The following is a 13993-nucleotide window of genomic DNA, read 5'->3' on the forward strand; positions in this document are numbered from 1 at the left end:
TCTCCGTGGCGTTGTGTGCCCGGATTATAAAAGATCGTGCTTACGCAACGAGCCCCAATGTGATGCCCCAGACCCCGCCAAACGTTGGCGCCGGTTTTCGTGTTGGCTTTCTTTACCGCAAGAGCGATGCGACCCACGGCCAGGCGATTGCCACCCACGTCCCCCCGCACAGCAGCAGGGCCAGCATGACGGCCGCGCTGCCGAAATCCTTGGCGCGCTTGGACAACCCATGCTGCTCCAGCGAGATGCGATCGACCGCCGCTTCCACGCTCGAATTGAGCAGTTCAACGATCAGCACCAGCACCAGCGTGCCGATCATCATGATCCGCTCCACGGTGGTCGCGGGGATGATGAACGCGCAGGGCAGCAGGATCGCGCACAGTGTCAGCTCCTGTCGGAATGCGCTTTCCTCGTCGATGGCGAAACGGATGCCGCTGATGGAATTCTTGAGCGCAAACCACGCCCGCGTGACGCCGCGATTGCCTTTGTGCGGGTTGTCGGCGGGCGAATACGTGGTCGCGGCTGGGGGTGCCGGCGGATGATCCGGCGGAGTAGCAGGCTTCATGCAGGGTCAACCACCTGCGGCGGTGGACGGTTGAACAGTCTTGGAATCGCTGGATTGTACGGCCGGCATCGGGCGCAGGTGGGCCAGAAATTGTTCCGAAGCTGCGCGCCACGAGAACTTCTCGGCGTGCGCCCGGGCCGTGGTGCGGTCGATACGCAGCGCTTCCAGGCAGGCTTCGCGCAGGTCTTCGCGCAGCGCACCGGCTGGCGAATCGCCCAGCACGTCGATCGGGCCCGTCACCGGATACGCCGCCACCGGCAAGCCGCTAGCGAGCGCTTCGAGCAGTACGAGGCCAAACGTATCGGTGCGGCTGGGGAAGACGAACACATCCGCCGAGGCGTACACCTTGGCCAGTTCCGGCTGCTTGAGCACGCCCAGGTAGTTGGCGTTCGGGTATTTCGCCTTCAGGCCGGCCAGCGCCGGGCCTTCACCGACGACCCATTTGGAACCTGGCAGATCGAGTTCCAGAAAGGCCTCGACATTCTTCTCCACGGCCACGCGGCCGACGTACAGAAAGATTGGGTGCGCTGTGTTCAGCACGTTGCTGCGCTGGGCGGTGAAGATGTCGAGATCGACGCCGCGCGTCCACAGCACGCCGTTGGTGATGCCGTAGTCGGCGAGGTCTTTCAGCACCACGGGCGTCGGGGCCATCACGGCCTGGGCGGGGCTATGGAACCAGCGCAGAAAGCGATACGTCCACGCCAGCGGAATGCCAAAGCGCGCCTGCACGTACTCGGGAAAGCGCGTGTGGTACGCCGTCGTATAGGGCAGCTTGTGGCGCAGCGCATAGGCGCGTGCTGCCAGGCCCAGCGGGCCTTCGGTCGCGATGTGCAGCGCCTGCGGGGCAAACTTTTCGATGCGCTCGCGCACGCGCTTGGCCGGCAGGATCGACAGGCGGATTTCCGGATACGTCGGGCACGGCACCGTCTTGAATTCGAGCGGCGTGATCATGTCGACGATGTGGCCCATGGCCTCCAGCTCACGGCGCGTCTGGGTCAGGGTGCGGACGACGCCGTTGACCTGCGGTTCCCAGGCATCGGTGACGATCATGACTTTCACGGGCTCTCCTTGCGGTGTGGCGGATGTCGATTGAGCGGCGGCGGGCTGGGGCTGCGTGAGGTCGATGTTGGTGTTGGTCATGTGGGCTTGGGTTTCCATCAGGCAGCGGCCGCAGCGGCACGGCGTGCGCGGCGGGAAGTGCGCGGCGCATCGAGCAGATGCGTCCAGTAGACGATCTGCAACTCGCCTTCCATCGTTTCGACCAGCGCGGAGAGACTCTCCACCCAGTCGCCGTCGTTGCAGTAAAGCTGGCCGTCGATCTCGCGGATCTCGGCCTTGTGGATATGCCCGCAGACCACGCCGTCGCAGCCGCGTCGGCGCGCTTCGTCGGTCATTACGCGCTCAAACGAGTTGATGAAGTTGACCGCGTTCTTGACCTGGTGCTTGAGGTACTGCGACAGCGACCAGTACGGAAACCCCAGCCGCACGCGGATGCGGTTGAAATGCCGGTTCATCGCCAGGATGAAGGTGTAGAGCGTGTCGCCCACGTAGGCGAGCCAGCGCGCGTGCTGCATCACGCCATCAAACAGATCGCCGTGCACGACCCACAGGCGCTTGCCGGTAGCAGTCACGTGCACTGCGTCTTCCGCGACTTCGATGTCGCCGAAATTCAGACCGTGGAACTGGCGCGCCATCTCATCATGGTTGCCGGGGATGAACACCACACGCGTGCCCTTGCGCGCGCGGCGCAGCACCTTCTGCACCACATCGTTGTGGGCCTGCGGCCAGTACCAGCCCTTGCGCAGTTGCCAGCCGTCGACGATGTCGCCAACGAGGTACAGCGTGTCGGATTCGTGGTGCTTGAGGAAGTCCAGCAGGTACTCCGCCTGGCAACCGGGCGTGCCCAGGTGGATGTCCGACAGCCAGATCGTGCGGTAGCGGTGGATTTTCTCGGCGGGCGGGTCGGTGTCCTGGCTGTCCTTGTCCGCGTTCAAGTCGGGCGTGAGTGTGGTACTCGGTGCGACGGCCGCGGCCTCATGTTCACGCACATCGCCGCGACCAGCCGGTACGGCCGAGCCCAGCGCGCCGGCCGCGGCAAATCCGGCAGCCATTTGCATCAGAGGCGGTGAGGCGTTCCAGTCGGAACCGGTGAGGGGAGCGGCGCGAAAGCGTTGCGCGAGGCGGCGGAGGAAAGCGGGGCGCGATGGCAGTTTGGGCAAGACCATGTCGGCAACGGTGGCTGCGTTGGACGGATTTCGCCACTACTGCGTGAACAAGCCATGTCAGAAACATGACCGTCACATGACGTGGTTGCCGCAAGAGGAGAAGGCCTGCGGCCGAGAGCGAAGCCGGGCGCGCGTTTTAAGCGGATGCGGCCGGCTGGCTACCGTCGATGCGTGCGAGTTCGGCTAGCACGGCGCCGCGCACGCGGGCGTCGCATAGCAACGACACATGGCCGATCGCGGCAAAGTCGATATGCTGCGCGCCCTCCAGCCAAGACGCGCCTGCAGGCCCGACGATGGAGTCGTGCCACGAAAAAATCGACGTGATGCGTGCGCGTACCGCGGGCGTTTCAGAGGCCGCAAGCTGGCGTAGCCATGGACTTGCCCATGCCATCTGGCGCACGTTGTGACCGCGCCCCGAGCACGCCATCGCCGTACCGCGATGCGGCGTTCCCAATGTGATGACATGCGCGACTTGGCAGCCGTCCGGCGCATGCTGCAGCAGCGCACGCGCTGCGAGCCCACCCATGCTGTGGCAGAGCAGGACTGGCGCGCGGCCGTGCGCGCGCGTCATACGTGCAACTGCACCCGCGATGTCGCGCGCATAGTCGTCGATGTCGCCCAGCAGCGGCATCAGGTCGATGGCGTCGATCGGGTGGCCGGCGGCAGCCAGGTGTTTCTGCAGCGGCAACCACACCGCGCGATTGCATCCATAGCCATGGATCATCAGTACCGGCACGCGCTTGCCGCCGTCGGCTGGCACATCGAACGCGGCTTGCGCCCGAAACGGCTGCAGCACGTTGAACATCCACGCCACCGACACACATTCGCGCAACCAGCAGGCAATGAAGCCCGCTGCGCTGATCCGGAATTCGTGCGGTACGGGCATGCGGTCCCATGCAGGGTCATCTGGGATAGCCGTACCGAGCGTAGTTCGCGTTACGACGAAGGCCCAGCCCACGGAGATGAGATAGCCGAGCACCAGTGCCACCGCAGCAACGGTGGCCGCACCCGCCCATCCCAAGCCGCCCCAGCGATGCGCCGCCCACCCCACGGCAAGCGTTGCCGCACATTGCAGCGCCACCGCCACGCGTCGCGCGTTGGCGGCCGTCAGCGAAGCGAAGGGCACGGATGAAGCGGAAAGATCGGCGCGGGTCATGGTTGGGCCGTCGCCGATGAGGATGGCGTCAGTCGCGCACCAGCCGCGTACCGGCCAGGCGGTCGTGCAAGAACTGGCGTTGCGGGTCCAGCCAGGCCAATGCGCCCCACGCCAGCACGCAACCCAGCGCAACGCCAGCGCCCGCCCAGCGCGAAACCCCGCTCACGTGAATGATGGCGACAGCGGCTGCCACCCAGATCCACGCCAGCGCATAGCGCACCACGGCACGCCCGAGCGAGATGCGCGAGCCATCCGCATTCACTACGCGCATCCGCCACGTCTGCATGGCGAGCGTCTGACCACGCTTGCGCCAAAACCCCACGAAGTACAGACCCAGCGCGAAGAAGCCCCACACTTGCAGGCCGACATCGCCCGTACGCGCCAACGGCGGCAAGATCGCGCGCAGCAGTAGAAAGATCGCCGTTGCGCCGAACATCACGCCAAACAGCAGCAGCCCCTCATAGAGCATCGCAGCCAAGCGGCGGCGCAGCGTGGGAGCGACAAGTGAGTCATGCGCCCCAACGGGCGAAGCGGGGAGAGCGGTATTGGGCATCGAACCGGGTGAGCGCAAGCGTCGCGCTGTCGATCATGCGTCGGCGGAAGGTGCGCGACGCGTGCTCGGATTATGCCAAACGGTGTGCCGGGCTCAGCCGCCCAGCACGGTGGACGGCGGTGGGTTGCCGGAGTCCCCGTCAGTGTTGGTCGGTGAAGTCGTCGGATGCGCAGGCGCAATCGGCGTGACCGGCGTCTGTGGCGCGGAAACCGCCGGTGCCTGTGCTGGTGTTGCAGCCGGCGCGGAGGCCGAAGCCGTACCCGTCGCCTTGGCAGGCGCAAGCGGATTCGGCGCTGATTTGGTCGTGCCCGGCTTGGTGCGTGCGCCGTGATGCAGCGCCTTGGCGGCATCCTTGGCGAGGACTGCGTTGCCCGGCAAGGCAGTCACTGCAGACGGGCGTTTCTGCGCCTTTGCCGCAGCGGCGAGCGCCTTCTTTTGCTCTTCCGGGAGTTCCTGATAGCGTTGCCAAGCCTCGCTCTTCTTCTGCAGCGGAACGGACTTGCTGGTCTGGAAGTTTTCGCGGGCGCGGTGACGCTGTTCTGGCGTCAACTTGACCCAGTCAGCCATGCGTGTCTGTAGTCGCTGCTGCTGCGCGGGCGTGTACTTCGGGTACGCCTGCGTGATTTGCAGCCACTTCTTGCGCGAGAGTTCCGGCATGCCGTTCCATTCCGGTGCCAGCGGCGCGAGGATGCGCTGCTGCACGATGGTCAACTCGGACCAGTTCGGGTGGATGGACGGTTGCGGATTCGTCGCGGGCGGCGTCGGCAATGCCAGCGCGTTGGTCGTCACGCTCGGCGCGGACGCGGGTGCCGATGCTGCAGGCATTTGCCCCATCGCCAGCTCAGCCGTGAGCAGCCCCGTCGCGCCAACGAGCGCAAGGAAGCCGACGCGCAAGCGCAGGAGCCGATCGCCTCGCGGTGGTTGGCCGTGGGTGCGGTGCAAATTGCTCATCGATCAGCCTTTCACTGATCGCGTTTGTCGAGATACTGATGGAAGCCTTGATCGGCGTAGGCGGCCAGCGGCAGATCGTCGAGCAGCATGGCGGCGTCGACCTCGGCGAGTTCGTCCACGCGTTGCTGCTGTTGCCACTGATAGATGCCGGCCAACCCCGCCACCAGTGCGATGGTCGGCCACAGCAGCCCAAAGCGGCGCAGGAAGGCGCCAACACGGTGGAGCGGCGAGGACGAGCCTTCCTCCGCGTCGAAGGAAACGGAGCCGCCCCCCGGCATGGCCAAGGCGGGCGAGTGCACCGTGCGCGGTGCTTCCGCTTTCTTATGTGCGAGCGCTGTCCGGCGCGCCGCAGCGAGGCGGTCGCGCACATCGGGCGGCAACTGCCCGGCCGACTCATTCAGAGCGGTACGGACGGCATGCGCAAAACGGCGTTCTCGGAGTTCTACCTTGTTCATAGTCGGATCCCTCGCGCCCTCAGCGCTTGGGCCAGGGCGTGCGTTGCCCGCGAGCAGTGCGTCTTCACGCTCCCCTCGGAACAGCCCATTGCCTGGGCTGTTTCAGCAACATCCATGTCCTCCCAGTAACGCATCAGGAAGGCCTCCCGTTGACGTGTCGGGAGCTTCTCGATCTCGCGTTCCAGAATTTCCAGCATTTGGGCGCGCTCCACCTTGTCGGCGCTGCTTTCGGCGGCGGTGGAGCCGGCTTCACTTTCGATCAGCTCCAGGGGGTCGGTGTCGTCGCCCTCGGCATCCGTGCGGAAGCTGGAGAACAGGCTGACCCACGTATTGCGTACCTTGGTGCGGCGAAACCAGTCGTGGATCGTGTTTTGAAGAATGCGCTGGAACAACAACGGCAGTTCGGCCCCGGGCTTATCGCCGTATTTCTCGGCCAGCTTGATCATCGCGTCCTGCACGATGTCGAGCGCGGCGTCGTCATCGCGGACTGCGAATACTGCCTGCTTGAAGGCGCGTTTTTCGACGCTTATGAGGAAGGCCGACAGTTCCTGTTCAGAGGCCATACAACGGCGGAGCGAATCCTAAGGGGGCGGTCTGGCGAAATTTCAGAATGTCACGGTGTGACGCAATGTGAATATGACGCCGCACGGCAACGACGGCGTGAACCGTCAAAAATGTTGCGATGCTAGCAAAAATGCGGGTCGGCGGACAGTCTAACTGTCTGGCGGGTGCGTTCCGGGGCGAATCGTGCCGTCGCTGGACCGGCATGCGGCATTGCAGTATCATCGACGGTTCACAATATCTGTGGTTTGTCTCATCTGGCCGCCCATCAGGCGGACCATCCATGCAGACGCGCACCGCTCAAATCCGCGCCACAAGCCCGGTAGAGAGCATCCAAACAATTTTTTGCCGAAAATTGCAAAGGACTGACATGAATATGCCAAGCGCGGAATTTTCCCACGCCAATAGCGGTTCATCTGCCGACATGATGGGGTCTGACATCCTCGTCAATGCGCTCGCGGCAGAGGGCGTCGAGTTCGTCTGGGGTTACCCCGGCGGCGCGGTGCTCTATATCTACGACGCGTTCTACAAGCAAAACAAGATCGAGCACATCCTGGTGCGCCATGAACAGGCGGCAGTCCATGCGGCTGACGGCTATGCGCGCGCCACGGGCAAGGTCGGTGTCGCCCTCGTGACGTCCGGCCCGGGCGTGACCAATGCCGTGACCGGCATCGCCACCGCCTATCTGGATTCGATCCCGATGGTGATCATCACCGGCAACGTGCCGACGCACGCCATCGGCCAGGACGCCTTCCAGGAATGCGACACCGTCGGTATCACCCGTCCGATCGTCAAGCACAACTTCCTTGTGAAGGACGTGCGCAACCTCGCTTCGACCATCAAGAAGGCGTTCTACATCGCCGCGACCGGCCGTCCGGGCCCGGTGGTGGTGGACATCCCCAAGGATGTCTCGCGCGAGATGTGCAAGTACGAGTATCCGAAGACCATCGAGATGCGCTCGTACAACCCCGTCAACAAAGGGCACTCGGGCCAGATCCGCAAGGCGGTGAGCCTGCTGCTGCAGGCTGAGCGTCCGTACATCTATTCGGGTGGCGGCGTGGTGCTTGCCGAGGCCAGCGAAGAGCTGCGCCAGCTGGCTGCGCTGACGGGTTACCCGGTTACGAACACGCTGATGGGCCTGGGCGCATTCCCGGGCACCAGCAAGCAGTTCGTGGGCATGCTGGGCATGCACGGTACGTACGAAGCCAACATGGCGATGCAGAACTGCGACGTGCTGATTGCCATCGGCGCGCGTTTTGATGACCGCGTGATCGGCAGCCCGGCGCACTTCTCGTCGCAGCCGCGCAAGATCATCCACATCGACATCGATCCGTCCTCCATCTCCAAGCGGGTGAAGGTTGACATCCCCATCGTCGGCAACGTCAAGGACGTGCTGCAGGAGATGATCAGCCAGATCCAATCGGGCGAAGCCAAGCCGAACAAGACGGCGCTGGCCAAGTGGTGGGAACAGATCGAGCAGTGGCGCAGCGTCGATTGCCTGAAGTACGACCGCACTTCCGAGATCATCAAGCCGCAATACGTGGTCGAAAAGATCTGGGAACTGACGAACGGCGATGCCTTCGTCTGCTCCGACGTCGGTCAGCACCAGATGTGGGCTGCACAGTTCTACAAGTTCAACGAGCCGCGTCGCTGGATTAACTCCGGTGGCCTGGGCACGATGGGCGTGGGCCTGCCGTACGCGATGGGCATCAAGAAGGCGTTCCCGGATAAGGAAGTCGTCACCATCACCGGTGAGGGCTCGATCCAGATGTGCATCCAGGAACTGTTGACCTGCCTGCAGTACGACACCCCGGTGAAGATCTGCTCGCTCAACAACGGTTACCTGGGCATGGTCCGCCAGTGGCAGGAAATCGAGTACGACAACCGTTACTCGCACTCCTACATGCAGGCATTGCCCGACTTCGTGAAGCTGGCAGAAGCGTATGGCCACGTGGGCATGCGCGTCGAAAAGACGTCCGACGTGGAGCCCGCGCTGCGCGAAGCCTTCCGACTCAAGGATCGTACCGTGTTCCTCGACTTCCAGACCGACCCGACCGAAAACGTCTGGCCGATGGTCCAGGCAGGCAAGGGCATCTCTGAGATGCTGCTCGGCGCGGAGGACCTGTAATGCGCCATATCATTTCTGTCCTGCTGGAAAACGAACCGGGCGCGCTGTCGCGCGTGGTGGGCCTGTTCTCGGCGCGCGGCTACAACATCGAGACGCTGACGGTCGCCCCGACCGAAGATGCCTCGCTGTCGCGCATGACGATCGTCACGACCGGTTCGGACGACATCATCGAGCAGATCACCAAGCACTTGAACCGCCTGGTGGAAGTCGTCAAGGTCGTCGACCTGACCGAAGGTGCGCACATCGAGCGCGAGCTGATGCTCGTGAAGGTGCGTGCCGTCGGCAAGGAACGTGAGGAGATGAAGCGTACGGCGGATATCTTCCGCGGCCGCGTCATCGACGTCACCGAGAAGACTTACACGATCGAGCTGACCGGCAACGGCAGCAAGCTTGACGCGTTTCTCGATGCCATCGATCGCGCTGCCATTCTTGAGACCGTCCGTACGGGCGGCTCGGGTATCGGCCGCGGCGAGCGCATTCTGAAGGTTTGAACCGGCGCGTGCATGCTGCCGGCCCCCATCGATATTGAAGTATTTGAAAATTAGGACATCACCATGAAAGTGTTTTACGACAAGGACGCCGACCTCTCCCTGATCAAGGGCAAGAACGTCACCATCATCGGCTACGGCTCGCAAGGCCATGCCCACGCCCTGAACCTGAATGACTCGGGCGTGAAGGTCACGGTCGGTCTGCGCAAGGGCGGCGCGTCGTGGAACAAGGCGGTCAACGCCGGCCTGCAAGTGAAGGAAGTGGCCGAGGCTGTGAAGGAAGCCGACGTTGTCATGATCCTGCTGCCGGACGAGCAGATCGCCGACGTGTACAAGAACGAAGTGCATAACAACATCAAGCAAGGCGCCGCACTGGCATTCGCCCACGGCTTCAACGTGCACTACGGTGCCGTGATCCCGCGTGCTGATCTGGACGTCATCATGATCGCCCCGAAGGCCCCGGGCCACACCGTGCGTGGCACGTACAGCCAAGGTGGCGGCGTGCCGCACCTGATCGCCGTGCACCAGGACAAGTCGGGCGCAGCGCGTGACATCGCCCTGTCGTATGCCACCGCCAACGGCGGCGGCCGCGCCGGCATCATCGAAACCAACTTCCGCGAAGAAACCGAAACCGACCTGTTCGGCGAACAAGCCGTGCTGTGCGGCGGTACGGTCGAGCTGATCAAGGCTGGCTTCGAGACGCTGGTGGAAGCTGGCTACGCTCCGGAAATGGCGTACTTCGAGTGCCTGCACGAGCTGAAGCTGATCGTCGACCTGATCTATGAAGGCGGCATCGCCAACATGAACTACTCGATCTCGAACAACGCCGAATACGGCGAATACGTCACCGGCCCGCGCGTCGTGACGGACGAGACCAAGAAGGCCATGAAGCAGTGCCTGAAGGACATCCAGACCGGCGAGTACGCCAAGAGCTTCCTGCTGGAGTACAAGGCAGGCCAACCGACGCTGATCTCGCGCCGCCGCCTGACCGAAGAGCACCAGATCGAGCAAGTTGGCGCCAAGCTGCGCGCGATGATGCCGTGGATCGCCAAGAACAAGCTGGTCGACCAGTCGAAGAACTGATCGATCAAGCCTTGTGCGAGAAGAAGCCAGCCTCCGGGCTGGCTTTTTTTATACTGAATCGACGGAATTCGGCACCGTTTCAAGTGCTGGCGCGGCCCCGTGTCGGCTAGAATGCCGCATTTCCTTCAAGACGCTGTCGAGGTCTGATTTGAACAACACGTATCCGCATCCCATCATCGCCCGCGAGGGCTGGCCGTATCTGGGCGGGATTTTCATCGTCTCGCTTATCGTGCAGATGGCCGCCGGCTTCGGCTGGGCGTGGCCGTTCTGGGTGCTGACGCTGTTTGTGCTGCAGTTTTTCCGCGATCCGGCGCGTGCCGTGCCGACGCAAGCCAACGCGATCCTCTCGCCGGCAGACGGCCGCATCGTAGCCGTCGAACAAGTGCGTGACCCGTACGCCGATCGTGATGCGCTGAAGATCAGCGTGTTCATGAACGTGTTCAACGTGCACTCGAATCGCGCGCCGGTCGATGGCACGGTGCAGCAAGTGCAATACTTCCCGGGCAAGTTCGTCAATGCCGACCTGGACAAGGCGTCGCTCGAGAACGAGCGCAATGCCATCGTGCTGCGTCGCGCTGATGGCCAGATCGTCACCTCGGTGCAGGTGGCCGGGTTGATCGCGCGACGTATCCTTTGCTACACCAAGGCAGGCGAGGCGCTTACCCGCGGCCAGCGTTACGGTTTCATCCGCTTCGGCTCGCGCGTCGACGTGTACCTGCCGCTGACGGCACGCCCACGCGTGACGATCGGCGAGAAGGTGTCCGCCACGCTGACGGTGCTCGCCGAGCTGGACTGATCCGGAGGCCGCCATGCCCGCGTTCAACCGACGCAAGAAGCGTTTTACCGCCAGCAACGTCACGCATTTGCGTCCGCTGCGTCACAACCAACCGCGCTCGGAGGACGATGATCTCGAAGTCATCCGCCCGCGCCGCCGCGGCATTTACTTGCTGCCCAACGCCTTCACGACGGCGGCGCTGTTCGCGGGGTTTTTCGCCATCGTGCAGGCGATGAACCTGAACTTCGAGACGGCGGCGATCGCCATCTTTGCGGCGATGGTGCTTGATGGCATGGACGGCCGCGTAGCTCGTATCACCAATACGCAAAGTGCGTTCGGCGAGCAATTCGACTCGCTGTCGGACATGGTGTCGTTCGGTGTCGCGCCTGCGCTGGTCATGTACGAGTGGATTCTGCGTGACCTGGGCAAGTGGGGCTGGCTCGCGGCGTTCGTCTACTGCGCGGGGGCTGCACTGCGTCTGGCACGCTTCAACACCAACATCGGCTCGGTCGATAAGCGTTTCTTCCAGGGCATGCCGAGCCCGGCTGCTGCAGCGTTGATTGCCGGTTTCGTCTGGCTGGCAATCGACAACAAGCTGCCGGTGAAAGAGCTGTGGATGCCGTGGGTCGCTTTCGGGCTGACGTTGTATGCGGGTCTGTCGATGGTGTCGAACGCGCCGTTCTATAGCGGCAAGGCGCTCGATGTGCGTCACCGCGTGCCGTTCGGCGTGATGGTGTTGGTGCTCGTGTTGTTCGTGGTCGTGTCGAGCGATCCGCCGGTGGCGCTGTTTGGCCTGTTCGTCGGCTATGCGGTGTCGGGCTATCTGCTCTGGGGCTGGCGTACGCTGCATGGTCAGCAGGGCAGCCCGCGGGTGCCGAAGCCCACTTCCGACGATGCGCATGAGTGATCAATGCGCTGCACCCTTGTGCGCTTGCGTCAATTTTTGAATTCGTCTATAGTCGTCCGCATGCTTTCGCGCCCGATTTCCATTCTGATTACGCTAGTCTCGATTGATGACCTACTAGGTCGTCAGGTCGGGACACGCGCATAGGAAATCGCAAGACAAGGCAAGCAGAAACCGCCAAGTTTTCGCGAACCAGAATTCACAGCGCCCCGGCCTGCAACCATGCACGCCGGGGCGTTTTGCATTCTGCGCCGCAAAAAACATTCGAGACACCCACTAAGACCGACGTCAAAAACGTCACCCCCTCTAGGAGCCGCCATGAGCGACAAACTCATCATTTTCGATACCACCTTGCGCGACGGCGAGCAGTCCCCCGGGGCATCGATGACCAAGGAAGAGAAGATCCGCATCGCCAAGCAGCTCGAGCGGCTCAAGGTGGACGTGATCGAAGCCGGCTTTGCGGCCAGCTCCAATGGTGACTTCGAGGCAATCCGTGCGATTGCGCAGTCGGTCAAGGATTCGCGCATTTGCTCGCTGGCGCGAGCGAACGACCGCGACATCTCCCGCGCTGCCGAGGCGCTCAAGCCGGCCGGCCAGTTCCGTATCCACACGTTCATCGCCACGTCGGCGCTGCACATGGAGAAGAAGCTGCGCATGTCGCCGGATCAGGTGTACGAACAAGCCCGCCTGGCTGTGCGCTTCGCCCGCCAGTTCACGGACGACATCGAGTTCTCGCCGGAAGACGGCAGCCGCTCGGACATGGATTTCCTCTGCCGCGTGCTGGAAGGCGTGATCGCCGAAGGCGCGACCACCATCAACCTGCCCGATACGGTGGGCTACGCGGTGCCGGAAGGCTATGCCGCGCTGATCCGCTCGGTGCGCGAGCGCATTCCGAATTCCGACAAGGCGATCTGGTCCGTGCATTGCCATGACGATCTGGGCATGGCCGTTGCCAACTCGCTGACCGCTGTCCAGTTGGGTGGCGCGCGCCAGATCGAATGCACGATCAACGGCCTGGGCGAGCGCGCCGGCAACACCAGCCTTGAAGAGGTGGTGATGGCCGTCAAGACGCGCCGCGACTACTTCAACCTCGACGTCGGTGTTGATACCTCGCAGATCGTGCCGGCCTCCAAGCTGGTCTCGCAGATCACCGGTTTCGTCGTGCAGCCGAACAAGGCTGTGGTGGGCGCCAACGCCTTCGCACACGCGTCGGGCATCCACCAGGATGGCGTGCTCAAGGCGCGTGACACCTACGAAATCATGCGTGCCGAAGACGTGGGCTGGACGGCCAACAAGATCGTTCTCGGCAAGCTTTCGGGCCGCAACGCATTCAAGCAGCGCCTGCAGGAATTGGGCATTGAGCTGGACTCGGAAGCCGAATTGAACGCTGCCTTTACGCGCTTCAAGGAACTGGCCGACCAGAAGGCCGAGATTTTCGATGAGGACATCGTCGCCATCGTCTCGAACGAAGCGCAGCAGAGCGAAGGCGAGCACTTCCGCTTCGTGTCGCTGGCGCAGCGCTCGGAAACCGGTGAGCGCCCGCACGCACGTATCGTCTTCGTTGCCGATGGCAAGGAAGTGACGGGCGAGGCGGAGGGCAATGGCCCGGTCGACGCCACGCTCAACGCCATCGAAAGCAAGGTCGGCAGCGGAGCCGAGCAGCTTCTGTATTCGGTCAATGCGATCACCACCGGCACGCAGGCGCAGGGCGAGGTGACCGTGCGTCTGTCCAAGTCGGGCCGCATCGTCAATGGCGTCGGCACCGATCCGGACATCGTGGCGGCATCCGCCAAGGCCTACCTGGCGGCGCTGAACAAGCTGCAGGACAAGAGCAGCGAAAAACTCAACCCGCAGATCTGATCGCGGGTTTCACCAACACACGCAGGAGTCAGCCCAGACCCCCACACGATCACCACAGAGCGCGCTGCCGGTTACCCACCGGGACGCGAAGCGGGTGCAGCAGCACCGGGCACGCCAGGAGCGTGCGCCATGCTGATTGGCTTTGAGAGCGATGTTCGTGCGATCCACGACATGGCCGACCCGAACATCCACGCCAGGTGATGCGCCTCGCGTGGATGTTGCCGTTGAAACGATCCCATGCGTCAAGTGCGGCTGCGCGTGCCTTGTGTTGGCGTGCGCAGCCGCTTTA

At 63.3% G+C, this 13993-nt stretch carries 14 protein-coding genes; 6 read left to right on the plus strand and 8 right to left on the minus strand.

The window, feature by feature from the left end:
• Positions 1-112 precede the first annotated feature (112 nt).
• The 8 genes from ACS7SF_RS15610 to ACS7SF_RS15645 form a co-directional block, all read right to left on the minus strand.
• Positions 113-565, minus strand: a complete 453-nt coding sequence (locus ACS7SF_RS15610; protein WP_439890612.1) for a diacylglycerol kinase — start codon at positions 563-565, stop codon at positions 113-115.
• 6 nt (positions 566-571) lie between these two features.
• Positions 572-1615 carry a glycosyltransferase family 4 protein gene (locus ACS7SF_RS15615; RefSeq protein ID WP_439892777.1) on the minus strand — a complete coding sequence of 348 codons (1044 nt, stop codon included), beginning with the start codon at positions 1613-1615 and terminating at the stop codon, positions 572-574.
• Between the two features lie 107 nt (positions 1616-1722).
• A complete protein-coding gene (locus tag ACS7SF_RS15620) occupies positions 1723-2682 on the minus strand; it encodes a UDP-2,3-diacylglucosamine diphosphatase (RefSeq protein WP_439890613.1) in 960 nt (319 codons plus the stop codon).
• A 244-nt stretch (positions 2683-2926) separates the two neighbouring features.
• Positions 2927-3946 carry an esterase/lipase family protein gene (locus ACS7SF_RS15625; protein WP_439890614.1) on the minus strand — a complete coding sequence of 340 codons (1020 nt, stop codon included), beginning with the start codon at positions 3944-3946 and terminating at the stop codon, positions 2927-2929.
• A gap of 28 nt (positions 3947-3974) precedes the next feature.
• Complete coding sequence (locus tag ACS7SF_RS15630; protein WP_439890615.1) at positions 3975-4499, minus strand: RDD family protein; 525 nt, start codon at positions 4497-4499, stop codon at positions 3975-3977.
• Positions 4500-4592: 93 nt separating this feature from the next.
• Complete coding sequence (locus ACS7SF_RS15635) at positions 4593-5450, minus strand: DUF3106 domain-containing protein (protein WP_439890616.1); 858 nt, start codon at positions 5448-5450, stop codon at positions 4593-4595.
• Between the two features lie 11 nt (positions 5451-5461).
• Positions 5462-5905, minus strand: a complete 444-nt coding sequence (locus ACS7SF_RS15640) for a DUF3619 family protein (RefSeq protein ID WP_439890617.1) — start codon at positions 5903-5905, stop codon at positions 5462-5464.
• Positions 5902-6468: an RNA polymerase sigma factor gene (locus tag ACS7SF_RS15645; RefSeq protein WP_426397896.1), complete on the minus strand. Its 567-nt coding sequence runs from the start codon at positions 6466-6468 to the stop codon at positions 5902-5904. Before ACS7SF_RS15645 ends, ACS7SF_RS15640 begins: the two co-directional genes overlap by 4 nt.
• Before the next feature lie 368 nt (positions 6469-6836).
• Between ACS7SF_RS15645 and ACS7SF_RS15650 the strand changes: the two genes are divergently transcribed.
• From ACS7SF_RS15650 to ACS7SF_RS15675, 6 genes are all read left to right on the plus strand, one after another.
• Entirely contained in the window at positions 6837-8594 is a 1758-nt protein-coding gene (locus ACS7SF_RS15650; RefSeq protein ID WP_439890618.1) for an acetolactate synthase 3 catalytic subunit, read from the plus strand.
• Complete coding sequence (ilvN, locus tag ACS7SF_RS15655) at positions 8594-9085, plus strand: acetolactate synthase small subunit (protein ID WP_426397899.1); 492 nt, start codon at positions 8594-8596, stop codon at positions 9083-9085. The genes ACS7SF_RS15650 and ilvN overlap by 1 nt, the downstream gene beginning before the upstream one ends.
• A 63-nt stretch (positions 9086-9148) precedes the next feature.
• Positions 9149-10165: a ketol-acid reductoisomerase gene (ilvC, locus tag ACS7SF_RS15660; protein WP_439890619.1), complete on the plus strand. Its 1017-nt coding sequence runs from the start codon at positions 9149-9151 to the stop codon at positions 10163-10165.
• Between the two features lie 148 nt (positions 10166-10313).
• Positions 10314-10961 carry a phosphatidylserine decarboxylase gene (locus tag ACS7SF_RS15665; RefSeq protein ID WP_439890620.1) on the plus strand — a complete coding sequence of 216 codons (648 nt, stop codon included), beginning with the start codon at positions 10314-10316 and terminating at the stop codon, positions 10959-10961.
• Between the two features lie 13 nt (positions 10962-10974).
• A complete protein-coding gene (gene pssA, locus ACS7SF_RS15670; protein WP_439890621.1) occupies positions 10975-11847 on the plus strand; it encodes a CDP-diacylglycerol--serine O-phosphatidyltransferase in 873 nt (290 codons plus the stop codon).
• A gap of 315 nt (positions 11848-12162) precedes the next feature.
• Positions 12163-13704: a 2-isopropylmalate synthase gene (locus ACS7SF_RS15675; protein ID WP_439890622.1), complete on the plus strand. Its 1542-nt coding sequence runs from the start codon at positions 12163-12165 to the stop codon at positions 13702-13704.
• Positions 13705-13993: the final 289 nt, after the last annotated feature.

The organism is Ralstonia sp. 25C, from assembly GCF_051904805.1.
Classification (GTDB): Bacteria; Pseudomonadota; Gammaproteobacteria; order Burkholderiales; family Burkholderiaceae; genus Ralstonia.